The organism is Streptomyces parvulus (assembly GCF_014648855.1).
In the GTDB taxonomy this organism is placed as follows: Bacteria; Actinomycetota; Actinomycetes; order Streptomycetales; family Streptomycetaceae; genus Streptomyces; species Streptomyces parvulus.
In genome coordinates this window covers 91018-114496 of the sequence record NZ_BMRX01000011.1, presented here as the reverse complement: position 1 = coordinate 114496, position 23479 = coordinate 91018, and the positions used below count along the sequence as shown (strand labels likewise).

The following is a 23479-nucleotide window of genomic DNA, read 5'->3' as shown; positions in this document are numbered from 1 at the left end:
CCGACGACCGCCCGCCCGCCCGGCTGAGCCCCGGGAGGGCGGGCGGCGCGTCGTGGGGGCCCGTACGGGGGACGGCGCGCGTCGCCGGCCGCGGGCGGGGAAGTCGTAGAACGGTCCGTCGTTGGGTAAGGCCGAACGCGTGACGTACGACGCACCGCCCGGACACGTTCCGCCACGGCGGAACATTAGACTCGGGCAGGCCCGGCAACAGCTCTACTGCAAGGAGGCACGGGTGCCGCTGCTGACCCGCATCACGGGACCGCGCGATCTGGACCGGCTCAGCCTGGAGGAGCTGGGCGGCCTGGCAGAGGAGATCCGCACCTTCCTGGTCGACGCCGTGTCCAAGACCGGCGGCCACCTGGGCCCCAACCTCGGGGTGGTGGAACTCACCCTCGCCCTGCACCGCGTCTTCGACTCGCCGAAGGACAAGGTGCTCTGGGACACCGGACACCAGTCCTACGTGCACAAGCTGCTCACCGGACGCCAGGACTTCTCGAAGCTGAAGATGAAGGGCGGCCTCTCCGGCTACCCCTCGCAGGCCGAGTCCGACCACGACGTCATCGAGAACAGCCACGCCTCCACGGTGCTCGGCTGGGCCGACGGCATCGCCAAGGCCAACCAGGTCCTCGACCGCGACGACCACGTCGTCGCCGTCATCGGCGACGGCGCCCTCACCGGCGGCATGGCCTGGGAGGCGCTGAACAACATCGCCGCCGCCAAGGACCGCCCGCTGGTCATCGTCGTCAACGACAACGAGCGCTCCTACGCGCCCACCATCGGCGGCCTCGCCAATCACCTGGCGACCCTGCGCACCACCGACGGCTACGAGCGCTTCCTGGCCCGCACCAAGGAGGTCCTGGAGCGCACCCCGGTCGTCGGCCGCCCGCTCTACGACACCCTGCACGGCGCCAAGAAGGGCCTGAAGGACTTCATCGCCCCGCAGGGCATGTTCGAGGACCTCGGCCTGAAGTACGTCGGCCCGATCGACGGCCACGACCTGGAGGCCCTGGAGTCCGCCCTCACCCGGGCCAAGCGCTTCGGCGGCCCGGTCATCGTGCACTGCCTCACCGAGAAGGGCCGCGGCTACCAGCCCGCCCTCCAGGACGAGGCGGACCGCTTCCACGCCGTCGGCAAGATCCACCCCGACACCGGCCTGCCCATCTCCACCTCCGGCGCCGACTGGACCAGCGTCTTCGGCGAGGAGATGGTGAAGATCGGCGAGGAGCGCGAGGACGTGGTCGCCATCACGGCCGCCATGCTCCAGCCGGTCGGCCTCGACAAGTTCGCCAAGGCCTTCCCGGACCGGGTCTACGACGTCGGCATCGCCGAGCAGCACGGCGCGGTCTCCGCCGCCGGCCTCGCCCACGGCGGGGTGCACCCGGTCTTCGCGGTGTACGCCACCTTCCTCAACCGCGCCTTCGACCAGGTGCTGATGGACGTGGCCCTGCACAAGTGCGGCGTGACCTTCGTGCTGGACCGCGCCGGCGTCACCGGCACCGACGGCGCCTCCCACAACGGCATGTGGGACATGTCGATCCTCCAGGTCGTCCCGGGCCTGCGCCTCGCCGCCCCGCGCGACGCCGACCAGGTCCGCGCCCAGCTGCGCGAGGCCGTCGCGGTGGACGACGCGCCGACCGTGGTCCGCTTCTCCAAGGGCGCCGTCGGCCCCGCCGTACCCGCCGTCGGCCGCGTCGGCGGCATGGACGTGCTGCGCGCCCCGGGCACCGACACCCCCGACGTGCTCCTGGTCTCGGTCGGCGCCCTCGCGCCGATGTGCCTGGAGGTGGCCGGCCTGCTGGACAAGCAGGGCATCTCCACCACCGTGGTCGACCCGCGCTGGGTCAAGCCCGTCGACGAGGCCATGGCCCCGCTCGCCGAGCGGCACCGCGTCGTCGTCACCGTCGAGGACAACTCCCGCGTCGGCGGTGTCGGCTCCGCCGTCGCCCAGGCGCTGCGCGACGCCGGCGTCGACGTGCCGCTGCGCGACTTCGGCATCCCGCCGCGCTTCCTCGACCACGCCTCCCGCGCCGAGGTCCTGGCCGAGATCGGGCTCACCGCGCCCGACATCGCCCGCCAGGTCACCGGTCTGGTCGCCAAGCTCGACGGCCGCTACGACCGCGCGGACGCCGGTGCGGACGCCGTGGAGGCGGCCCGCGACTGACGGGACGCCAGTGCTGTTGCGCCGATGGGCCGGTCTATCCACTCGTTGCGGTGGTGAAACCGGCCCATCCGCGTGAATCGGCTCACGCCGGGGCATACGCAGTACGCCCCCCTCTCGATCATGTCGGGGACGACAAGCGTCGGAGGTACGCGTGAGCAACAGCAGTCTCTTCAGGACCAAGAAGATCGAGCAGTCGATCCGGGACACGGAGGAACCGGAGCACGCGCTCAAGAAATCCCTGTCCGCGCTCGACCTGACCGTCTTCGGCGTCGGTGTCATCATCGGCACCGGCATCTTCGTACTCACCGGCACGGTCGCCAAGAACAACGCCGGGCCCTCCGTGGCCCTGGCCTTCGTGGTCGCCGGTGTGGTGTGCGGACTCGCCGCGCTCTGCTACGCCGAGTTCGCCTCCACCGTCCCGGTGGCGGGTTCCGCCTACACCTTCTCCTACGCCTCGCTGGGCGAACTGCCGGCCTGGATCATCGGCTGGGACCTGGTCCTGGAGTTCGCGCTCGGCACGGCGGTGGTGGCCGTCGGCTGGTCGGGGTACATCCGTTCGTTCTTCGACAACGCCGGGGTGACCTTCCCGGAGGCCCTGAGCGGCCGGGACGGGGCCGAAGGCTTCGGCTTCGACATCCTGGCCGCCGCCCTGGTGCTGGTCCTCACCGGCATCCTCGTCCTCGGCATGAAGCTCTCGGCGCGGATCACCTCGCTCGTGGTCGCCATCAAGGTGGCCGTCGTCCTCATCGTGATCATCGCGGGCGCCTTCTTCATCAAGGGTTCCAACTACGACCCCTTCGTCCCGAAGTCGCAGCCGGTGGAGGCCGGGGCGGGGCTCGACTCGCCACTGATCCAGCTGATGTTCGGCTGGGCCCCGGCGAACTTCGGCGTCATGGGCATCTTCACCGCGGCCTCGGTCGTCTTCTTCGCCTTCATCGGCTTCGACATCGTCGCCACCGCCGCCGAGGAGACCCGCAACCCGCAGCGCGACATGCCCCGCGGCATCCTCGGCTCCCTGTTCATCTGCACCGCCCTGTACGTCGCCGTCTCGATCGTCGTCACCGGCATGCAGCACTACAGCGAGCTGTCCGTCGACGCCCCGCTCGCCGACGCCTTCAAGTCCACCGGCCACCCCTTCTTCGCCGGCGTGATCAGCTTCGGCGCCGCCGTCGGCCTGACCACGGTGTGCATGATCCTGCTGCTCGGGCAGACCCGGGTCTTCTTCGCGATGAGCCGCGACGGACTGCTCCCGCGCTTCTTCTCCCGCGTCCACCCGAAGTTCCGGACCCCGTACCGGCCGACCATCCTGCTCGGCGTGATCATCGCGATCGTCGCCGGCTTCACCAGCCTGAGCGAGCTGGCCGAGCTGGTGAACATCGGCACGCTGTTCGCGTTCGTCGTCGTCGCGATCAGCGTGGTCATCCTGCGCCGGACCCGTCCGGACCTGCCGCGCGCCTTCCGCACCCCGCTGGTGCCCGCGTTGCCGATCGTGTCGGTGGCCGCCTCGCTCTGGCTGATGCTGAACCTGCCGGCCGAGACCTGGGTCCGGTTCGGCATCTGGATGGCCATCGGCGTCGTCGTGTACTTCCTCTACAGCCGCACCCACAGCCGGCTGGCCCGCGGGGAGGACACCCCCGCCGGCCCCGGCGGCCAGTAGCCGTACGCGTCCCACGCACGGGCCCGGAGGACGCCTCCGGGCCCGCGGTTCGTCGCCGCCGTCACCGCGGACGTACGGCCCGCGGCCCCGCCACCTCCGCGCCCAGCTCCGTCACCCGGCGGCGCAGCTCGCGGTCGGCCGTCACGACCAGGATCGGGCGGTCGCGGGCGGCCCCCGCGACCAGCTCCACCATGTGGTCGTCCCCGCTGCCCGGTGCCGACTCCACCCGTACGCCCGGCACGGACTCCACACCGCGCGCCGCGCCCTCGACCACCAGCACGACCTCCACCGGCCCCGTCCGCCCCGGCACCCCTTCCGCCGCCAGCCGGTCCCGCAGCCGCTCGACGGCCCCGCGCCGGTCCCGCCACCAGCCGTCGGGCACCGAGCCGACGACGTTCGCGGCGTCGACGATCACGAGCGGGGGTGCCGCGCCGTCGACGTCGCGGGACTCGTCCGTGCCCTTCGGACCGCCCGTGTCTTCCATGTCGCCGGTGTCGTCGGTGTCGTCCATGCGGTCAGCGTCGCACGCGCCCGGTGCCCCGGCCGGCACCCGATCGACACGGAGCCGGTGCCCCCGCTTACAGTGATGCGGTGAATGGCGACTGGCTTCTCCTCGGCCGCGACGGCCGCCTCAGCGTGTACCTCCCGACCGGCGACGCCGCGCTGTGGCGCGCCGAGCGCACGCCCGCGGGCGACTGGGAGGCCCCGCGCCGGCTCGGCGGCGACCAGAAACTGCGTCCCGGTCTCGCGGCGGCCCGGGGCGCCAACGGCTACGCCCACCTGGTCGCCTGGCGGCCCACCGGCGCCGACCGCGCGGGGCTCGTGCACACCACGCACTTCCGGCCGCTGCTCGCCCCCCTGGACTGGGAACCGGCCGGCCACCCCAACAAGCAGGGCGACCGCACCGGGACACCGGCGGTCGCGGTCGACGCGCAGGGGCGCGCCCACGTCTTCGTCCGCAACGGGGGCGGCGGCATGAGCATGGTGGCGCAGAAGGAGAAGGGCGGCTGGGATCCCTGGCGCGACCTGAAGGGCCGCGGCGTCCAGGAGGCGCCCGCGGCGGTGACGGCCGAGTCCGGGCTGGTCGAGGTGTACGCGCCCGTCCCCGACGGCATCCAGCACTGGCGCCAGGAGAAGCCGGGGGAGCGGCCGGTGCTCGGGGAGCGCGTCGACGCGGCGGTCCGCCCCGGCACGCTGCGCGCCCTCGCGACCTCCGGCGAGCGCACCACCGTCCTGTACACCGACGACGGCACCGGCGAACTGTGCGCGTGGCGCCCCGGCGGCAAGCCGCTCCCCCTGATGCCCGCCGCCGGACCCGGCCCGGTCTCGGCGGTCCGCTGCGTCATAGACGGCCACGACTGCACGGTGGTCGCCCAGCGCTCCTCGGCGGGCGGCCGGGTCGCCTTCGCCGCCTACCCCTCGGAACTGGAGGAGATGGGCGCCGCCTGGACGGAGTCGGGCCCGGCCCTGCCCAACGACGCGACGGTCTCCCTGGCCCTGGACGCCGACGGCCGCCTGGTCGCCGCGACGCTCTCCCCGTCCACCGGGCAACTCCGGATCACCAGGCGGAAGGACGAGGCGGGGCTGGCGCTGGGGGCTTGGCGGGAGGTCTGAGCGCGTCCCGGCGCTCCGGGAGAGCCGTACACAAGGCCGTCACATCATGTTCGTCGAACGTTCGATCTATGATGGTCCGCGCTCAGCCTCCGCGCAGGACAGACCTGGGGAGGGATGCCAGGTCGGCCGCTTCCGCGGCGGGAGGGGGCAGGTTTCGTCATGGGGACCAGAACGGGGCGCGGCGCGGCCCGCGAAAGACCGGCCGACCGGAGAGCCGCCCCCGAGGCCGGGGCGCCCACCGCGGACGCCGCGCTCGACGGCCGGTGGCTCGTCCTCGGCAAGGACGGCAGGCTCACCGCCTACGCCCGCACCCGCGCCGGGCTGCTGCGCTGGACGGAGACCAGGCCCGGCGGGCCGCACTGGTCCGACCCGCAGCTCGTTCCGGTGCCGGACCTGACCCACCTCTCGGTCGTACAGGGCGCCGACACCTACGTGCACTTCCTGGGGCGGCGGGCCCGCGGGGCCGGCGGGCCGGTCACGGTGGACGTCGTGCACGCCATCCAGTACCAGACCGGTCGTCCGGTCACGGAGTGGCGGTCGTTGGGCAACCCCCACAAGGAGCCGGAGAAGGCCGCGCGCTTCGGCGCGCCGGTGGCGGCGGTGAGCGCGACCGGCCGGGTCCACGTCCTCGTGCGCAACGCCGGTGGCGGACTGATGCTCCGCCGCGAGGCTCCCAGCGGCAGATGGGAACCCTGGCAGGACCTCAAGGGCAGCGGTGTGCGGGACGGTTTCGTCGCGGCCGCGCTCGCCTCCGGGCGCATCGAGGTCCTCGCCGGCAACACGCAGCACGCCCTGCGCTGGCGGCAGTCGGAGGCCGACGGGGACTTTGCCCGCGAGGCGAACATCGCGCTGCGGGTGGCCCCCGGCACCGCCGCGCTGCTGGAGACGGCGCCGGACCGGCCGACGTACTACTGGACGGACGAGGAGAGCGGTCAGCTCGTCGCCCACCGCGTCGGCGGCTGGGTGATCCCCCTCGGCGCGGCCACGGCCGACCGGGTCGCGGTGCTGCGCGCGGCGCTGGACGGGTACGACTGCACGGTGCTCGCCCACCGCGGGCTCGACGGTCACGTCATGTTCGCCGTGTGCGGCACCGAGAACGAGGGGGCCGGCCTCTGGTGGGCGCCGGTCGGGGAGCGGAGCACGGGCGCACCGGCGCTGGCCCTGGACGGCTGCGGCAGGGTCGTCCTCGCGCTGGTCGGACCGGACGGGGCCCTGCGTGTGGCCCGGCAGGCGGCGGGGCCGGGACTGACATTCGACACGGCGGTGCGCGTCTGACGCCCGCCCCGGCGGGGGCGGGCGTCGCCCGTCCCCGGTTCAGGAGGCGGACCCGCCCTTGGCCGGGGACTTCTTGGCCGCGGCGGGAATCTCCTCGTCCCGGCGCAGCGCCTCCCAGAGCTGGTCCGCCTGCGGCCGGGCCGCCACGACCCGGTTGGGGTCCTGGGTGTCGTAGGCCACGGGCAGCATGACGGTCTCCATCGAGGACGGGTCGACGCCGTTGAGGCTGCGTCCGAACTCGGCCAGCGCGGTCAGGGAGGCCAGCTCCGAGTCGGTGGTCAGGGCCGCGGTGAGCTGGTCGGCGATCTTGTACGTCCTGGTGGGGCTGCCCAGCAGGTCCTGACGCTTGATCTCACTGAGCAGGGCGAGCATGAACTGCTGCTGGAGCCCGATGCGTCCGAGGTCGCTGCCGTCGCCGACGCCGTGCCTGGTGCGGACGAAGGCGAGTGACTCCGTGCCGTTCAGCTTGTGCGTGCCGGCGGTCAGGTCGAGGCCGCTGGAGGGGTCGTGGATGTCCTCCTCGACCGTGACGGTGACCCCGCCGATGGCGTCCACGAGGTCCTTGAAGCCGGCGAAGTCGATCTCCACGTAGTGGTCCATGCGGATCCCGGACATCTGCTCCACCGTCTTGACCACGCAGGCCGGACCGGCCTGCGAGTAGATGGAGTTGAACATCACGCGCTTCGCCGAGGCGACCTCGGCGCCGTCCTTGCCGGTGCACGCGGGCCGGGTCACCAGGGTGTCGCGGGGGATGCTCACCGCGACGGCCTCCGTGCGGCCCTGAGGCACGTGCATCACGAGAGCGGTGTCCGAACGGGCCCCGGCGACCTTGCCGGTGCCCAGTCCGGCGTTCTCCCCGGAGCGCGAGTCGGAGCCCAGGACCAGGATGTTCTGCCCCGAGGTGGGCAGCTTCTCCGGCCGGTCGTCACCGATCGCCTCGTTGATGTCGACGCCCTTGAGGTTGCCGTTGAGGTCGCTGTACAGCCAGTAGCCGACGCCTCCCGCGACCAGCACGAACAGCACCAGGCTCAGCGCGATCCAACGCCACACGCGACGCCTGCGGGGAGGTCGGGCCGACCGGCGGCCCGAGGGCGCACGCCTGGACCGGCGAGGGCTGGGCTGCGTCGGAGCATGCGTCATCTTGGACCTCGGTCCTCTCTCGTCAACCGACACGAACGAAGGGCACGAGTGGGGGGAGAGGCCGGGCCCGGCCACGGCGGGGTCGCCGAGCGTTTCCGAACTATAGACCGATTGTCGGACGCCTCGGACGTTACCCCTGGCAACCTGACTGATCCCTGATGTTCAGGTCTATGTCAGGGCGACATGTATTTTCCGTCATATGTGATTGCTGTTGACAGTTATCAGGACTCTTGGTGAAGATGTGCCGGTCCTGTGAACGTTCAAGTTCGCGGTGTGAACGCGTCGGCCGATCGGCCGGCGTCGGATTTGTGGTCGTCCATCGAGCCGGGGGGCACGAGGGCTCATGGCCACCAGCGCTCACTCCGGTGTGCCCGGAGTGAGAGAGGGAGGGTGGCTGTGCTGCTGCCTGCGTCGTTCTTCGAAGGCCAGTGGCGTGACGACCGTATCTGACGTCAGCGGCCCGCGACTGGCCGCGCCGGGCGCCGCCCGGCACGGCACCGCCGGGTCGAGGCGGCCCGCCGCGGCCGCACCCACGACGCTGACGAGTGAGCACGGTGACGTCTACGTCGAACCCGGACTGACCCCGCTGGCGGCCCGTGAGGCCAACCGCTCGGCGCTCGTCACCCTGCTCGACCAGGCGGGCGTCGCCCACTTCGCCGTGCGCGGCACCGCCGACCACGGCACGGTCGTCGGGGTGGCCGAGGAGGACCGGGAACGCGCCCTCCAGGCGTTGTTCCGCGGGCTGGGCCAGTACCCGGGCCACCTGAGCGTCGTCGACCCGGAGGCACCCCGGCCCGCCAAGCCGGTCTCCTCGCGCGACCCCAGGGCCTGGCGCGAGGTCGCCTCCGCGCGGGTGGTCCAGGTCAGCTGGTACCGCACCGACGCGGGCCGCCATCTCCTGCTCGGCCACGAGTACGGCTGTGCCGTCGAGTTCTGGCAGCGCAGCGGCACCCATCTCGTCGCTCCGCGGGCCAACCGCGCGACCTGGGCCGTGGCCGCCGACGGTACCAACGTCATGGGCGCCGCCCGGCTGTTCAGCCGCTTCGTCTCGGACTGGACGCCGCGGCACCTCGCCCCCGCGCTGCCCACCCGGCCCGAGTTCCTGGTGCACTGCGCCGACGACATCGCCTTCGCCGTGGACGCCGTCTACACCTGGGTCGACGGCAATGATCCCGTCTGGCAGCGGCGCAAGGCCCGGGCGAAGGGCGAGGCCTACCACGCCGAGTCGGCGAGTGACGCCCGCTTCATCAGCCGGGACGAACTTCGCTACTCGATCCGCTCGCTCCACATGTTCGCGCCCTGGATCCGGAACATCTACGTCGTCACCGACGACCAGGTCCCGGAGTGGATGCGCGAGGACCTGTTCGGCATCCGCGTCGCCACCCACCGGGAGATCTTCCGCAACCCGGCGGACCTGCCGACCTTCAACTCGCACTCGATCGAGAGCCAGCTCCACCACATCGACGGCCTCGCCGAGCACTTCCTGTACTTCAACGACGACATGTTCATGGGGCGCCCGGTGGCGCCGCACGCCTTCTTCACCCCGAACGGCACGGCCCGGTACTTCCCCTCGCGCAACCGCATCCCCCAGGGGGCGGTCGCCGAGACCGACACCCCGGTGGACGCGGCGTGCAAGAACAACCGCGCGCTGCTGCGTGAACGTTTCGGCAAAGTGATCACGCAGCCCATGGAGCACATCCCCTACGCCCTGCGCCGCTCGGCGATGGAGGAGGCCGAGCGGGAGTTCTCGGAGGCGTGGGCGCGCACCTCGGCCAGCAGGTTCCGCGCGATGACCGACCTGTCGCCGACCTCGTCGTTCGCGCTGTACTACGCCGCGCTGACCGGGCGGGCCCAGCCGGGGTCCATGCCCTTCACCTATCTCCAGCTCGCGGTGCCCGATCTGGCCGAGCGGCTGCAACGGCTGCTCGACGGCCGCGACCAGGACACCTTCTGTCTCAACGACGCCTTTTCGACCCCGGAGGACATCGAAGCGCAGCAAGAGCTGCTGGACGACTTCCTCACCTCCTACTTCCCCACCCCAAGCCCCTTCGAGCGATGAGACGGAGTTCGTGACGTGCCCGATCCGACGTCGCTGAACTCAGCGGTTCACGTCTACAAGCGGTTCGTTCCCCAGCCGGTGCGCTCGGCGGCCGCGAGCACCCTGCCCGCGGGCGTGCGGCGCAAGGTCAAGGGCGGCCTCGTCCGCACCCTGAGCCGTCGCGAGGCCCGTCTGCACCGCAGGGCCCTGCGCCGGGTCCGGCGCGCGGGACTCGGCAACTCCGAACGCCGCACGCAGGCCCCCGACGGAAGGGTCGGTCACGTGCACACCGGACTCACCGTCGACCTGGCCCGGCGGCTGGACCACGACCTGGTGAGCCAGGCCCTCGACGCCGCCGAGGTGCCCTGGTTCGCGGTGCCCGCACTGGACGACCGCCGGATCTGCCTCGCCGTGGAGCAGCGGCACAAGGGCACCGTGCGCCGGGTGCTCCGGGCCCTGATGGAGGCCCACACCGGCTACGTCGTCTCCGTCTCCCCGGCCGCCGGCGACACCCGCGAGACGCCGGGCAGTCACGTGAAGGCCTGGAAGCACTACGGCAGGGCCAAGGTGATCCGCCTGACCTGGCTGCGCACCGACCCCACCGAGCAGCTGTGGACCGGCGAGGACCAGGGCATCGAGATCGAGTTCTGGACGGCCAACACCGACCTGCCCCACGAACGGCTGATCGGCCCCCGCGCGAACCGGGTCCAGCGCGCGGTGCCGGCCGAGGCGGCGGGCATCGAGATCGGCCTGGACCGGCTGTCCGGCTACTGCGACATCGACGGCGACCTGGAGCCGACGATCACGCTGGAGGACTTCGACATCGTCCGGCTGGAGGAGATCTCGTTCCCCGTGGACGCGGTGCTCCTGTGGCAGCACCCGGGCCCCTGGGGGGAGGAACTGCTGCGCGCCGGGCTGCGGTCGCTGCACCAGTACGCCCCGTGGGTCGACGTCGTGCACGTCGTCGCCGAGGCGGAACCGCCGGCCTGGCTCAAGGCGGACGAGCGGCTCAGCGTGGTCCGTGCCGGGCACGGTGCGCAATGGCGGCTCGACCAACTGCCCGACGTCGCCGAACACTTCCTCCTGCTGCGCCCCGGCGCTCTGATCGGCCGCCCCGTGCGCCCCTTCGACTACTTCACCCCCGGCGGCGGGACCCGCCCGCGACGCGGCCCCTGGAACGCGGCCGAGTCGTTCGCCGAGTGGGTGCGGGCCGCCTACTCGGTCACCGGCCGGGTCACCGGCCACGGCTACGCCGCCGGTCCCCAGCCCTACCGCGCCGAGACGCTGACCCGGCTCGCCGAGGCGGGGGCGCACCCGCTCCCTCTCGTGGACGAGCAGACCCTGCCCGCCGTGCCGGGGACCCACCCGATGGACGGCGTGGTCCACCACTTCGGCTACGTCGGCGGCCTCGCCGACCCGTCCGGGGAGGCCTCGGTGGCACTGCACGCGGGCCTGCCGGGCCTCGGCACGCATCTGGAGCGGCTGCTCGTCCGCCGTGACGTGCAGCAGCTCCAGTTCTTCGGCCTGGGCGCCGAGGAGCCGGGCGCCCGAGGCGGAACCGAGGCCGTCCTGCGCTTCCTGCACCAGTACCTCCCCGTCCCCAGCGTCTTCGAGCACCACCGCCCGCAGACCCCGACAGAGCCGGACATCCACTCGTGAGCACAGGCAACCCCGAGGCGTCGGTCGCGGTCGGTGCCTACCGCAGCCTGGTCCCCGCGCAGCTCAGACGCCGCATCGCCCGTCGTGTCCCCCTGCGGCTGCGCACCGTGGTCAAGCACCTTCTCCGCCGGCTGCGCGCGCTCTCCCTGGCGTCCAGGCTCTTCCGGAGCGTGCGGGCCCGCCGGCGCTGGCCCCACCTCTTCCGCGAGACCGAACGGCTCGCCGCACTGGCCGGGCACGAGAACCGGATCGCCCTGGTCCGGCCCACCGTCTCGCCGCTCGGCCTGCGCGAGGCCAACCTCGAACTCGTCGTGACCGCGCTGGAGGAGGCCGGCATCGACTACTTCGCGATCCGCGGCAACTCCGACTTCCGCTCCTGCCTCGCCGTGGCCGCCTCCGACCGCCGGCTGGTGGCCGGGGCGCTGGAGCGCGTGGCCGCACAGAGCCCCGTCTACCTCCGGGCCTGCCGCGGGGAGACGGCGGTGGGCCGAGCGGTGCTGGCCGGTTCCCGCGGCGGCCGGCAACTGGCGCGCCAGGCGTCCGTCCTCCAGGTCGGCATGGTGTGGAGCGATCCCAGCGGCTCGCTGGTGCTCGGGCTGGAGTACAGCTGCGACATCGAGTTCTGGCAGCCGGACGCCGGAAGCCTCACCGCGCCCCGCCCCAACCGGGTCACGGAGGACGTGTCCCTGCACGAGGCCCGCGTCACCGTGCCGGTCAGCCGGCTCACCGGCTTCGCCGCGCTGCACACCCGCCGGACCCGCTCGGTGCGCACCGTCCGGGCCGCCGCCGACGCCCTGCCCGAGGACGTCCGCTTCCCCGTCGACGTCGTCTACACCTGGGTCGACGGCAACGACCCGGCCTGGCAGCGACGCCGCGGCGCCTACGGGGGCGGCTACCACACCGAGTCGGCGAACGCGGCCCGCTACATCAGCCGCGACGAACTCCGCTACTCCCTGCGCGCCCTGGAGCAGAACGCCCCCTGGGTGCGCCACGTCTACCTGGTCACGGACCAGCAGCGGCCGGCCTGGCTCAACGACGGCCATCCGCGCCTGACCGTCGTCGACCACTCCGAGATATTCGACGACCAGGAAGCGCTGCCCACCTTCAACTCCCACGCCATCGAGAGCCGCCTGCACCACATCGAGGACCTCTCCGAGCACTTCCTCTACCTCAACGACGACATGTTCCTCGGCCGTCCCGTCACCCCGCAGGACTTCTTCCTGTCCAACGGCGTCACCCGGACCTTCTTCTCGCCCTCGCAGGTGCCGCGCTGGGACCCCAGCCCCGTGGACCGGCCCGTCGACGCCGCCGGAAAGAACAACCGGCGGCTGCTCCTCGACAACTTCGGCTCGGTCATCGTCCAGAAGCTCCGGCACGCGCCCTACGCCCTGCGCCGCAGTGTGCTCCAGGAGATCGAGGACGAGTACCGAGAGGTGCACCGGCAGACGTCGCGCAGCCGCTTCCGCAGTGCCACCGACATCTCCATCCCGTCGTCGCTCTACCACTACTACGCCTACTTCACCGGCCGGGCGGTGCCGTCCGACATCCGGTTCGCCTACCTGGACCTCGCCAGGCCGGAGGTGCAGCGCAGACTCGGCATCCTGCTCGCGCGCCGGGACCGGCAGGCGTTCTGCATCAACGACACCCTGTCCGACGGCCACGACGTCGACCGCCAGACGGCGATGCTCGGATCCTTCCTCGAGGCCTACTACCCAGTGCCCAGTCCCTTCGAGCGGCGGGAGCGCGATCCCCGGTGAAGATCTCCTTCCTGATCAACAACATCTACGGGATCGGCGGCACCAACCGAACCGTCATCAACCTCGCCGAGGCCCTCTCGGTCCACCACGAGGTGGAGATCGTCTCGGTCTTCCGGCGGGCGAACACCACCAAGTTCGAGATCTCGCCGCGCATCACGGTCCGTGCCCTCGTCGACCTGCGGCCGGGCTCGGCGGACCGCAGCGCCCAGGGAGCGGACGAACCCAGCGAAGTGGTGCCGCGCCAGGAGGAGTTCTACGCGCAGTACAGCCGGTTCACCGACGAGCGCATCATCCGTGAGCTGCGCAGGACCGGTGCCGACGTGGTCGTAGGCACCCGCCCGAGCCTCAACCTCTTCGTCGCCGCCCACACCCGCGAGACCGCGCTGCGCGTGGCACAGGAGCACATGACGCACCTCGCCATCCCGCCGGCCGTGCGGGCCGAGATGGCGCGTGTCTATCCGAGGCTGGACGCGATCACGACGGTGACGGAGGCCGACGCCCGCTCCTTCACGGAGAACACCCCGATACCGGGCATCCCCGTGGTCGGTATCCCCAACAGTGTGCCGCGACCGGCCGTACAGCCCTCCGACTGCACGCGCAAGATCGTGGTGAGCGCCGGCCGCATGCACCACGTCAAGCGCTACGACCTGCTGATCCGTGCCTTCGGCAGCCTGGCCGAGGAGTTCCCCGACTGGCAGCTGCGCATCTACGGCGACGGCGGTGAGGCGGCGAAGCTCCGGGCGCTCGTCACCGAACTCGGCCTGGCCGGAAGGGCGCTGCTCATGGGCGGCTTCTCACCGATCGAGTCCGAGTGGGCCAAGGGATCGATCGCGGCCGTCACCTCCAGCGCCGAGTCGTTCGGCATGACCCTGGTGGAGGCGATGCGCTGCGGCCTGCCCGTGGTCGCCACCGACTGCCCGGTCGGGCCTCGCGAGATCCTCCGCCACGGCGAGGACGGCTTCCTGGTGCCCAACGGCGAGGTGGAGGGGATCGCACTCGGCCTGCGCCGCCTCATGGCCGACGAGATCCTGCGCCGCGACATGGGCGAGGCCGCGCTGCGCAACGCCGCCCGCTACGACCCGGCGGCCGTCGCGGACCGCTACCTGAACCTCTTCGAGGACGCCGCCCGCCGCCGGGCCGCCGCCGTGCGCGGCTACCGTGCCCCGGCCGGGGCACGCCGCGCGGTGGTCCAGGCGACGGTCCCGCCGACGGCCATCGGCGGGGCCACCGTGGACGTCACCACCGACGGCGCCGGCTGGCTGCGGTTCAGCGCCGAGGGGCCGGGAGAGGGCCGCCACCGCTGGCAGTTCGTGCTGCGCCACAAGTCGTCCGACGGCAAGCGGCGCCCCGACCTGCCCGTCCGGACCTCGCGCACCCACCTCGACAACGGCGGCACCCGCTACACCGCGGCGCTCGGCCCCTCGGCACTGGACGAACTCGGAGACGGGCGGTGGCAGGTGACCATGCTGACCGCCAAGTCCAAGCCCGTGCACATGAAGGCGGGCATCCGCGACACGCGCGCGCTCATCGACGCGCGGGCCGACCTCGTCGGCCGCCCGCCGGCCGGCCCGGTCGCGTGGAACCTGCCCTACGCCCACTCCAACGGACGGCTCATGCTGCGCACCGTGGTCCGCGATGACCACGCCGAGTGCACGGGAGTCGACATCGAGGGCGGCGCCATCACGGTGCGGGGCGTGCTGTGCGGAGGCCGCCGGATCGAACCGGGGGCCCTGTTCGTCGTCAGCCGCCGCGGCCGGCACGGCAGGAACCTCACCGTGCCCGTACAGGCCCTGGGTCGGCAGGGGTTCCGCGCCGAGGTGCCGGTGCGCCGGGTCGTGGACGAGCGGCTGGAGCGCTGGGAGGACTGGGACTGGTGGCTGCAGCCCGACCCGTCGGACCGCCGCAAGATACGCGTCTGCCACTTGCTGGAGGACTTCCCGGACGTCAAGGGCGCCTTCGCGTACCCGGCGCTGGCGCTCGTCGGTGACGCCGCCTCGCCGTACGCGGTGATCCACCCGGTCCGGCCCGTGTGGGTCAGGCCCTACTGCTCGGCCTCGGGAGCCATGGCCATGAACGTCGTGGACCGCTAGGAACGGAAGCCAATGAACCGCACCATCTTCGTCCTCGGCGACTCCGTGCCCGCCCCGCGGACGGAACAAGAGGCCCCCATGGCGGGATGGGGCCAGAAGATCGAGGACCTTCTGGTGGGCCCCGTCACCGTGGCCAACTACGCCCGAAGCGCCATGACCACCCGCAAGTACTTCACCGAGCGCTTCCCGGCGATGCTCAACCGGATGAGACGCGGCGACATCGTCCTCATCGGGTTCGGCCGTGTGGACCACATGATCCACAACGGCACGCGGTACGTTCCGGTGGCCGAATACCAGGAGTTCCTGCGGCTGTTCGCACGGTACGTGCACGCCGAGGGAGGCGTGCCGGTCCTGGTGACCCCGTGCGCGCGCCACGCCTTCTCCAGCGGCGGCGAGGTGATCGACACCCTCGGCCCGTACCCCCGGGCCATGCTGGACGTCGCCGGGGAACTCGGCGCCCCGGTGATCGACCTGACGAGCCGGACCATGGAACTCTGGTCCGAGCTGGGCCCGACGCGACTGCGCCAGTACTTCTGCTGGACCGACGCCGGGGAACACCCTCTGCATCCCGACGGAGTCATCGACTCGACGCACCTGAACCACACCGGTGCCTACGAGGTCGCCCGCGTCGTGGTCGCCGGACTGTGCCACCTCGGCGTCCTCGACAAGGCGGACGTCGACGTCGCGGCGCTCATGACACCCCCCACCATGCCGCCGCCCTCCACCGAGTTCACCATCCAGTCGCCCGAGTCGGCGCTCCAGTACGCGCAGCCCGTGGGAGAGCCGCCCAGCGTGTCCAAGCCGGCGGCCGGCACGCTCGCCGGGCCCATGGTGAAGTTCTCCGGTACCGCCCCGCCCGGCACCGACTACGTGCTGTTCTTCGAGCACGGCCGGTACGCCGGAGGCACCCACGTCGGCGGCGCCGGGCAGTGGACGTGGCGCCGTCCGGTGAACTGGGAGGCGGGGGAGCACGCCGTCCAGTGCGTCGGACTGCGCGGGGACGGCTGCTCGCCGGTGCTGGAGCACCGCTTCACCGTACTGACGGAGGTGTCACCGCCCGTCGTGTCGACCCCCGCCGAGGGGGCGTTCTCCGGACCGCGACCGCGCTTCTCCGGGAAGGTCCGGCCGGGCGCCACGAAGGTCGTTCTGCTGGAGCGGGGGCTCCTCGTCGGGGCGACCGGGGTCAACGAGAACGGGGAGTGGGCGTTCAGCCACGCACACTCCTGGCGCCCCGGGACCCACACGGTGGAGGTGATCGCCCTGTTCGGGGCGACCGAGTCGGCGCCGGCCTCCGCCACCTTCACGGTCGTCGGAATTCCCGAGACGAGCCCCATCCGGTCCTTCGGCGCGTCGCGGCACGCGTGCGGGGACGTCTGCGAGCACCGGCCCTTCACCGGCGACTGGTAGCCGGACCACGGGTCCGCCCGGACGGCCGACGGGCCGTACAGGATGATCCCGTACGGCCCGTCGGCGGGTGCGCGGGGAACGCTACGCCGGAACGGAGGCCACCCCGGCCTCCAGGAACCGCTTCCCGTTCACCCGCTCCGACACACCCTCCCGGTCCAGGTACGGCGTGATGCCGCCCAGGTGGAAGGGCCAGCCGGCGCCGGTGATCAGGCAGAGGTCGATGTCCTGGGCCTCGGCGACGACGCCCTCGTCGAGCATCAGGCCGATCTCCTGGGCGACCGCGTCCAGCACCCGCGCCCGCACCTGCTCCTCCGACAGGACGGTGTCGCCCTGCTTGAGGAGCGCGGCGACCTCCGGGTCCAGCTCGGGCTTGCCGCTGTCGTAGACGTAGAAGCCGCGCTTGCCGGCCTCGACGACCGCCTTGAGGTTCGGGGAGACCGTGAAGCGCTCGGGGAAGGCCCCGTTGAGGGTCTCCGAGACGTGCAGGCCGATCGCCGGGCCGACCAGCTCCAGCAGGACCAGCGGGGACATCGGCAGGCCGAGCGGCTCCACCGCCTTCTCCGCGACGGCCACCGGCGTGCCCTCGTCGATGACGTTCTGGATCTCGCCCATGAAGCGGGTCAGGATGCGGTTCACGACGAACGCCGGGGCGTCCTTGACGAGGACCGCGGTCTTCTTCAGCTTCTTCGCGACGCCGAACGCCGTGGCCAGCGAGGCCTCGTCGGTCTGCTCGCCGCGGACGATCTCCAGCAGCGGCAGGATCGCGACCGGGTTGAAGAAGTGGAAGCCGACGACCCGCTCGGGGTGCTTCAGCTTCGACGCCATCTCCGAGACGGAGAGGGAGGAGGTGTTCGTCGCGAGGATCGCGTGCGCCGGGGCGACCGCCTCGACCTCGGCGAAGACCTTCTGCTTGACGCCCATCTCCTCGAAGACGGCCTCGATGACGAAGTCCGCGTCCGCGAAGCCCTCGGCCTTGTCCAGGACGCCGGTGACCAGGGCCTTGAGCCTGTTCGCCTTGTCCTGGTTGATCCGGCCCTTGCCGAGCAGCTTGTCGATCTCGGCGTGGACGTAGCCCACACCCTTGTCGACGCGCTCCTGGTCGATGTCGGTGAGGACGACCGGGACCTCCAGGCGGCGCAGGAAGAGCAGCGCGAGCTGGGAGGCCATCAGGCCGGCGCCGACCACGCCGACCTTGGTGACCGGGCGGGCCAGCGACTTGTCCGGGGCGCCGGCGGGACGCTTGCCGCGCTTCTGCACCAGGTTGAAGGCGTAGATGCCGGAGCGCAGTTCGCCGCCCATGATCAGGTCGGCGAGCGCCCGGTCCTCGGCGTCGAAGCCCTGCTGGAGGTCGCCGTCCTTGGCGTCGGCGATGATGTCGAGGGCGCGGTAGGCGGCCGGGGCGGCGCCGTGCACCTTGCCGTCGGCGATGAAACGGCCCTTCGCGACGGCCTGGTCCCAGGCCTCGCCGCGGTCGATCGCCGGGCGCTCGACCGCGATCTCGCCCTTGAGGACGGCCGCCGTCCAGATCAGCGACTGCTCCAGGAAGTCCGCGCCCTCGAAGATCGCGTCCGCGATGCCCAGCTCGTGCACCTGGGCGCCCTTGAGCTGCTTGTTCTGGTTCAGGCTGTTCTCGATGATCACCGAGACGGCCTTCTCCGCGCCGATCAGGTTCGGCAGCAGGGTGCAGCCGCCCCAGCCGGGGACCAGGCCGAGGAAGACCTCGGGGAGCGAGAACGCGGGGAGGGCCGCGGACACCGTCCGGTAGGAGCAGTGCAGGCCGATCTCCACGCCGCCGCCCATGGAGGCGCCGTTGTAGTACGCGAACGACGGCACGGCCAGCGTCGACAGCCGCTTGAGGACGTCGTGGCCGCCCTTGCCGATGGCCAGCGCGTCCTCGTGCCGCTTCAGCAGCTCGACGCCCTTGAGGTCGGCGCCGACGGCGAAGATGAAGGGCTTGCCGGTGACGCCGACGCCGACGATGTCGCCGTCCGCGGCCTCCTTCTCGACCCGGTCGATCGCGGCGTCGATGTTCGCCAGCGACTGCGGGCCGAGCGTGGTCGGCTTGGTGTGGTCGTGGCCGTTGTCCAGGGTGATCAGGGCGAAGCGCCCGGCGCCCAGGGGGAGGTCGAAGTGGCGTACGTGCGCCTGGGTGACGACCTCGCCGGGGAACAGCTCGGCCGCACCCTTCAGAAGCTCTGCGGTGGTGCTCACTTGTCCCCCTCGAAGTGCGGGTTCTCCCAGATGACGGTCGCGCCCATGCCGAAGCCGACGCACATGGTGGTCAGGCCGTAGCGGACGTGCGGCTGCTCCTCGAACTGGCGGGCCAGCTGCGTCATCAGGCGCACGCCGGAGGAGGCCAGCGGGTGGCCGAAGGCGATGGCGCCGCCGTACTGGTTCACGCGCGCGTCGTCGTCGGCGATGCCGTAGTGCTCCAGGAAGGCGAGGACCTGGACGGCGAAGGCCTCGTTGATCTCGAACAGGCCGATGTCGTCGATCGACAGGCCGGCCTGGGCCAGGGCCTTCTCCGTGGCCGGGATCGGGCCGTAACCCATGACCTCCGGCTCGACGCCCGCGAAGGAGTACGCGACCAGGCGCATCTTGACCGGCAGGTCGTGCTCGCGGGCGAAGTCCTCGCTCGCGATGATCGAGGCGGTGGCGCCGTCGTTCAGACCGGCCGCGTTGCCCGCGGTGACCCGGCCGTGCACGCGGAACGGGGTCTTCAGGCCCGCCAGGTTCTCCAGGGTGGTGCCCGGACGCATCGGCTCGTCGGCGGTGACCAGGCCCCAGCCCGTCTCGCCCGCCTCCGCGTTCGTGCGGCGCACCGAGACCGGCACCAGGTCGGCCTGGATCTGGCCGTTGGCGTACGCCTTGGCGGCCTTCTCCTGCGAGCGCACCGCGTACTCGTCGGCGCGCTGCTTGGTGATGCCCGGGTAGCGGTCGTGCAGGTTCTCCGCGGTCATGCCCATGAAGAGGGCGGACTCGTCGACCAGCTTCTCGGAGACGAACCGCGGGTTGGGGTCGGCGCCCTCGCCCATCGGGTGGCGGCCCATGTGCTCCACACCGCCCGCGATGGCGACGTCGTACGCGCCGAAGGCGACGGAGCCGGCCACGGTGGTGACGGCCGTCAGCGCGCCCGCGCACATGCGGTCGATGGCGTAGCCGGGCACCGACTGGGGCAGCCCGGCGAGGATGCCGGCCATGCGGCCGATGGTGAGGCCCTGGTCGCCGACCTGCGTGGTGGCGGCCACGGCGACCTCGTCGACCTTCTTCGGGTCGAGGCCGGGGTTGCGGCGCAGCAGCTCCCGGATCGCCTTCACGACCAGGTCGTCGGCGCGGGTCTCGTGGTAGACGCCCTTCGGGCCCGCCTTGCCGAACGGGGTGCGGACGCCGTCGACGAAGACGACGTCCCTGACGGTACGAGGCACGATGGCTCTCCTCCAGGGTGCGGGGTGGCACTGCTGCGGCACGCATGCACTGAGCGCGCGCTCAGCCCCATGCTACTTATGAGTAACGTAGCTGCCCAGTCCCCCCGGCGGGAGCGGTGAACGTCACACCATCGGGGGCACCCGGAGGCTCAGCGCGGGTCGGCCGGCGCGGTCAGCGCGGCGACCAGGACCGGCGTCACCTGCTCCACCTGCCAGGGCCGGGCCCCGTGTCCGGCCAGGGCGGCCGCCACCGACGCCGCGTCGGCCACGGCGGGCGGCTCCCAGCAGACCCGGCGCACCGTGTCCGGCGTGATCAGGTTCTCCTGCGGCATCGACAGCTGCTCGGCGAGCGCCGTCACCGCCGCGCGCGCCGCGCTCAGCCGGGCCGCGGCGGCGGGGTCCTTGTCGGCCCACGCGCGCGGCGGCGGGGGACCGGTCACCGGCTGTCCGGGCTGCGGCAGCTGCGACTCGGAGAGCGACTTGGCCCGGTCGACCGAGGCCTGCCACTGCTCCAGCTGGCGGCGGCTGACCCGTCCGAAGCCGTTCAGCGCGGACAGGGCCTGCGCGTCGGCGGGCAGCGCGAGGGCCGCCTCGACGATGGCCGCGTCCCCGAGCACCTTGCCGGGGGAGACGTCCCGGCGCTGCGCGATCCGGTCCCGTGCCTGCCACAGTTCCCGCACGACGGCCAGCTGACGGCGCCGGCGCACCTTGTGCATGCCGGAGGTGCGGCGCCAGGGGTCCTTGCGCGGCTCGGGCGGCGGCGCGGACGCGATCGCGTCGAACTCCTGCCGGGCCCACTCCAGCTTGCCCTGCCGGTCCAGCTCCTTCTCCAGCGCGTCCCGCAGGTCCACGAGGAGTTCGACGTCGAGCGCCGCGTAGCGCAGCCAGGGCTCGGGCAGCGGGCGGGTGGACCAGTCGACGGCCGAGTGGCCCTTCTCCAGGACGAAGCCCAGGACGTTCTCCACCATCGCGCCGAGACCGACCCGCGGGAAACCGGCCAGCCGCCCGGCCAGCTCGGTGTCGAAGATGCGGGTGGGCACCATCCCTATTTCGCGCAGGCACGGCAGGTCCTGGGTGGCCGCGTGCAGTACCCACTCCACGTCCGCGATCGCCGCGCCGAGGCCCGACAGGTCGGGGCATGCCACCGGGTCGATCAGCGCGCTCCCGGCGCCCTCGCGGCGCAGCTGCACCAGGTACGCCCGCTGTCCGTAGCGGTACCCGGAGGCGCGCTCGGCGTCCACGGCGACGGGGCCGTGCCCGGCGGCGAAGGCGGCGGTCACCTCGGCGAGGGCGGCCGCGTCGGCGATCACCGGCGGAATGCCCTCGCGCGGTTCGAGCAAGGGGGTCGGCGCCTGACTCGCAGAAGATCCGGCGTCGTCCGGAGGAGCGCCTCCGGTGGTTCGCAGTGGGCGGTCTGCTGCGGTTTCGTGGGCGTCGGTCACCTGTCAAGACTATCGGTGGATCGGCGGCGCCCGCCGACGGAACGTTCCGTCGGCGGGCGCCGGGGGGTCGTAAACCGGTCAGGCCGGGGCTGGGGTCAGTGGATGATGCCGGTGCGCAGGGCCACGGCGACCATGCCGGCGCGGTCGCCCGTGCCGAGCTTGCGGGCGATGCGGGCGAGGTGGCTCTTGACGGTCAGGGCGGACAGGCCCATGGAGACGCCGATCGCCTTGTTCGACTGGCCCTCCGCGACCAGCCGCAGCACCTCCACCTCGCGGCCGGAGAGTTCGCGGTAGCCGCCCGGGTGGCTCGGGGCACCCGGGGGGCGGCGGTGCAGGCGGGCCGCCGCGGCGCCGATGGGGGCGGCGCCGGGCCGGGTGGGGAGCCCGACGTTGGTGCGGGTGCCGGTGACGACGTAGCCCTTGACGCCGCCCGCGAGGGCGTTGCGCACGGCGCCGATGTCGTCGGCGGCGGAGAGGGCGAGGCCGTTGGGCCAGCCCGCGGCGCGGGTCTCCGACAGCAGGGTCAGGCCGGAGCCGTCGGGGAGGTGGACTTCGGCGACGCAGATGTCGCGGGGGTTGCCGATGCGGGGACGAGCCTCCGCGACGGACGAGGCCTCGATGACGTCGCGCACACCGAGCGCCCACAGGTGGCGGGTGACGGTGGAACGGACGCGCTGGTCGGCCACGACCACCATGGCGGTCGGCTTGTTCGGGCGGTAGGCGACCAGGCTTGCAGGCTGCTCGAGGAGAACGGACACCAGGCCTCCTGGGGGGCGGGGACGGGGCCGGCTCGTGGGGGTGAAGGCGGGACGAACCGTGCTTTCAAGGTCACAGTCGTCTTCGGCACCGAACCCGTTCGCCTTTAGAGAATGATCACGATCTGGTGAGTAACAATCCGAGCAATTCGGACACGCGGTCGATCATTCGAAGATCGAACGGTTTCGCACTTTGTCGATACGCGGCCGAAAGTGGCCGTGTCGACAAAGTGACGGAACCTCCTCCGGGCATGCGTGACCCCCTGGGTGAAGCGGTGCGGGGAAGGGCCGGGTCAGCGCGCCTGCGGGTCGCGGCGCTGCGGCAGCGTCACGACCGACGCGTCGCCGGGCGCGGCCGGCGGCAGGCCGGCGACCTGGGCCAGCAGATCGCACCACGAGGCGAGGTGCGCCGCGGTGTCCGGTACGCCGCCCCGGCCCTCGCGCGGCGTCCAGGACGCCCTGATCTCGATCTGCGAGGCCGGCGGGCGCGCCGAGAGGCCCCCGAAGTAGTGGGAACCGGCGCGCGTGACGGTGCCGCTGGGCTCCCCGTACGTCAGCCCGCGGGCCTGGAGCGCGCCGGTCAGCCAGGACCAGCACACGTCGGGCAGCAGCGGGTCCGCGGCCATCTCGGGCTCCAGCTCGGCGCGGACCAGGGTCACCAGGCGGAAGGTGCCCCGCCAGGCGTCGTGCCCGGCCGGGTCGTGCAGCAGCACCAGCCGGCCGTCCGCCAGGTCCTCGTCGCCGTCGACGACGGCGGCCTCCAGCGCGTACGCGTGCGGGGCGAGCCGCTGCGGCGCGCGCGTCGGCTCCACCTCGATCTGCGGCCGCAGCCGCGCGACCCGCAGGGCGTCGACGGCGGCCGTGAAGGCCGGCGGTGCCGTACTCCCCTTGTCCCGGGCCTCCCCCTCGGCTCCCTTCGCCTCGTCCATTCCGCCAGCGCCGTCCGACAGTCGTCCCTGAGCCGCAGCCATGCGGGGAACATTAAGGGGAACGGCGCCCGGCTGCAGGGAGGGACACCCGCGTGCGGGCGCGATGTCCGGATCACGCGGTACCGCGAGG

The 23479-nt window shown here is 72.4% G+C and carries 16 protein-coding genes; 9 read left to right on the top strand and 7 right to left on the bottom strand.

Features of this window, described 5'->3' with window-relative positions; all coding sequences use genetic code 11:
* Positions 1 to 232: 232 nt before the first annotated feature.
* Both dxs and IE108_RS22735 read left to right on the top strand, forming a co-directional pair.
* Complete coding sequence (gene dxs, locus IE108_RS22740; protein WP_064730315.1) at positions 233 to 2161, top strand: 1-deoxy-D-xylulose-5-phosphate synthase; 1929 nt, start codon at positions 233 to 235, stop codon at positions 2159 to 2161.
* Positions 2162 to 2312: 151 nt separating this feature from the next.
* The gene (locus IE108_RS22735) at positions 2313 to 3818 is read left to right on the top strand and encodes an amino acid permease (RefSeq protein WP_064730316.1); all 1506 of its coding nucleotides are present in this window, start codon (positions 2313 to 2315) and stop codon (positions 3816 to 3818) included.
* Between the two features lie 61 nt (positions 3819 to 3879).
* Here the strand turns inward: IE108_RS22735 and IE108_RS22730 are convergent, their stop codons facing one another.
* Positions 3880 to 4302, bottom strand: a complete 423-nt coding sequence (locus IE108_RS22730) for a PIN domain-containing protein (protein ID WP_064732008.1) — start codon at positions 4300 to 4302, stop codon at positions 3880 to 3882.
* A gap of 107 nt (positions 4303 to 4409) precedes the next feature.
* On the opposite strand from IE108_RS22730, the gene IE108_RS22725 reads away from it, so the two are divergent.
* Positions 4410 to 5432 (top strand): DUF8189 domain-containing protein, encoded by a 1023-nt coding sequence (locus IE108_RS22725; RefSeq protein ID WP_064730317.1) that lies wholly within the window; start codon positions 4410 to 4412, stop codon positions 5430 to 5432.
* Positions 5433 to 5591: 159 nt separating this feature from the next.
* The gene (locus tag IE108_RS22720; protein WP_064730318.1) at positions 5592 to 6707 is read left to right on the top strand and encodes a PLL family lectin; all 1116 of its coding nucleotides are present in this window, start codon (positions 5592 to 5594) and stop codon (positions 6705 to 6707) included.
* Positions 6708 to 6746: 39 nt separating this feature from the next.
* Here IE108_RS22720 and IE108_RS22715 read toward each other — a convergent pair whose 3' ends face one another.
* Positions 6747 to 7847 carry an LCP family protein gene (locus IE108_RS22715; protein WP_064730319.1) on the bottom strand — a complete coding sequence of 367 codons (1101 nt, stop codon included), beginning with the start codon at positions 7845 to 7847 and terminating at the stop codon, positions 6747 to 6749.
* Between the two features lie 433 nt (positions 7848 to 8280).
* Between IE108_RS22715 and IE108_RS22710 the strand changes: the two genes are divergently transcribed.
* Genes IE108_RS22710 through IE108_RS22690 form a run of 5 tightly spaced genes read left to right on the top strand, consistent with a single transcriptional unit; the run spans position 8281 to position 16798 of the window.
* Positions 8281 to 9906 carry a stealth family protein gene (locus tag IE108_RS22710; RefSeq protein ID WP_064730320.1) on the top strand — a complete coding sequence of 542 codons (1626 nt, stop codon included), beginning with the start codon at positions 8281 to 8283 and terminating at the stop codon, positions 9904 to 9906.
* Positions 9907 to 9921: 15 nt separating this feature from the next.
* On the top strand, positions 9922 to 11544 hold the full coding sequence (locus IE108_RS22705; protein ID WP_064730321.1) for a sugar phosphotransferase: 1623 nt from the start codon (positions 9922 to 9924) through the stop codon (positions 11542 to 11544).
* Entirely contained in the window at positions 11541 to 13301 is a 1761-nt protein-coding gene (locus IE108_RS22700; protein ID WP_064730322.1) for a stealth family protein, read from the top strand. The genes IE108_RS22705 and IE108_RS22700 overlap by 4 nt, the downstream gene beginning before the upstream one ends.
* Positions 13298 to 15391, top strand: a complete 2094-nt coding sequence (locus IE108_RS22695) for a glycosyltransferase family 4 protein (protein WP_064730323.1) — start codon at positions 13298 to 13300, stop codon at positions 15389 to 15391. The genes IE108_RS22700 and IE108_RS22695 overlap by 4 nt, the downstream gene beginning before the upstream one ends.
* A 12-nt stretch (positions 15392 to 15403) precedes the next feature.
* Entirely contained in the window at positions 15404 to 16798 is a 1395-nt protein-coding gene (locus tag IE108_RS22690) for a GDSL-type esterase/lipase family protein (protein WP_064730324.1), read from the top strand.
* Positions 16799 to 16879: 81 nt separating this feature from the next.
* Here the strand turns inward: IE108_RS22690 and IE108_RS22685 are convergent, their stop codons facing one another.
* The 5 genes from IE108_RS22685 to IE108_RS22665 all read right to left on the bottom strand — a co-directional run bounded on the left by IE108_RS22685 (position 16880) and on the right by IE108_RS22665 (position 23391).
* Positions 16880 to 19009: a 3-hydroxyacyl-CoA dehydrogenase NAD-binding domain-containing protein gene (locus tag IE108_RS22685; protein WP_064730325.1), complete on the bottom strand. Its 2130-nt coding sequence runs from the start codon at positions 19007 to 19009 to the stop codon at positions 16880 to 16882.
* Positions 19006 to 20223 (bottom strand): thiolase family protein, encoded by a 1218-nt coding sequence (locus IE108_RS22680; RefSeq protein ID WP_064730326.1) that lies wholly within the window; start codon positions 20221 to 20223, stop codon positions 19006 to 19008. Before IE108_RS22680 ends, IE108_RS22685 begins: the two co-directional genes overlap by 4 nt.
* A gap of 149 nt (positions 20224 to 20372) precedes the next feature.
* Entirely contained in the window at positions 20373 to 21665 is a 1293-nt protein-coding gene (locus IE108_RS22675; RefSeq protein ID WP_079163693.1) for a ribonuclease D, read from the bottom strand.
* A 95-nt stretch (positions 21666 to 21760) separates the two neighbouring features.
* On the bottom strand, positions 21761 to 22423 hold the full coding sequence (locus IE108_RS22670; protein ID WP_059298226.1) for a helix-turn-helix transcriptional regulator: 663 nt from the start codon (positions 22421 to 22423) through the stop codon (positions 21761 to 21763).
* Between the two features lie 290 nt (positions 22424 to 22713).
* On the bottom strand, positions 22714 to 23391 hold the full coding sequence (locus IE108_RS22665) for a DUF3000 domain-containing protein (RefSeq protein WP_079163694.1): 678 nt from the start codon (positions 23389 to 23391) through the stop codon (positions 22714 to 22716).
* Positions 23392 to 23479 lie beyond the last annotated feature (88 nt).

What these genes read in the sequence shown, in the direction of transcription:
- IE108_RS22665 (WP_079163694.1), bottom strand. Translation starts at nt 23,391, where the DNA reads ATGGCTGCGGCTCAGGGACGACTGTCGGACGGCGCTGGCGGAATGGAC.
- IE108_RS22720 (WP_064730318.1), top strand. Translation starts at nt 5,592, where the DNA reads ATGGGGACCAGAACGGGGCGCGGCGCGGCCCGCGAAAGACCGGCCGAC.
- IE108_RS22730 (WP_064732008.1), bottom strand. Translation starts at nt 4,302, where the DNA reads ATGGAAGACACGGGCGGTCCGAAGGGCACGGACGAGTCCCGCGACGTC.
- IE108_RS22690 (WP_064730324.1), top strand. Translation starts at nt 15,404, where the DNA reads ATGAACCGCACCATCTTCGTCCTCGGCGACTCCGTGCCCGCCCCGCGG.
- IE108_RS22715 (WP_064730319.1), bottom strand. Translation starts at nt 7,847, where the DNA reads ATGACGCATGCTCCGACGCAGCCCAGCCCTCGCCGGTCCAGGCGTGCG.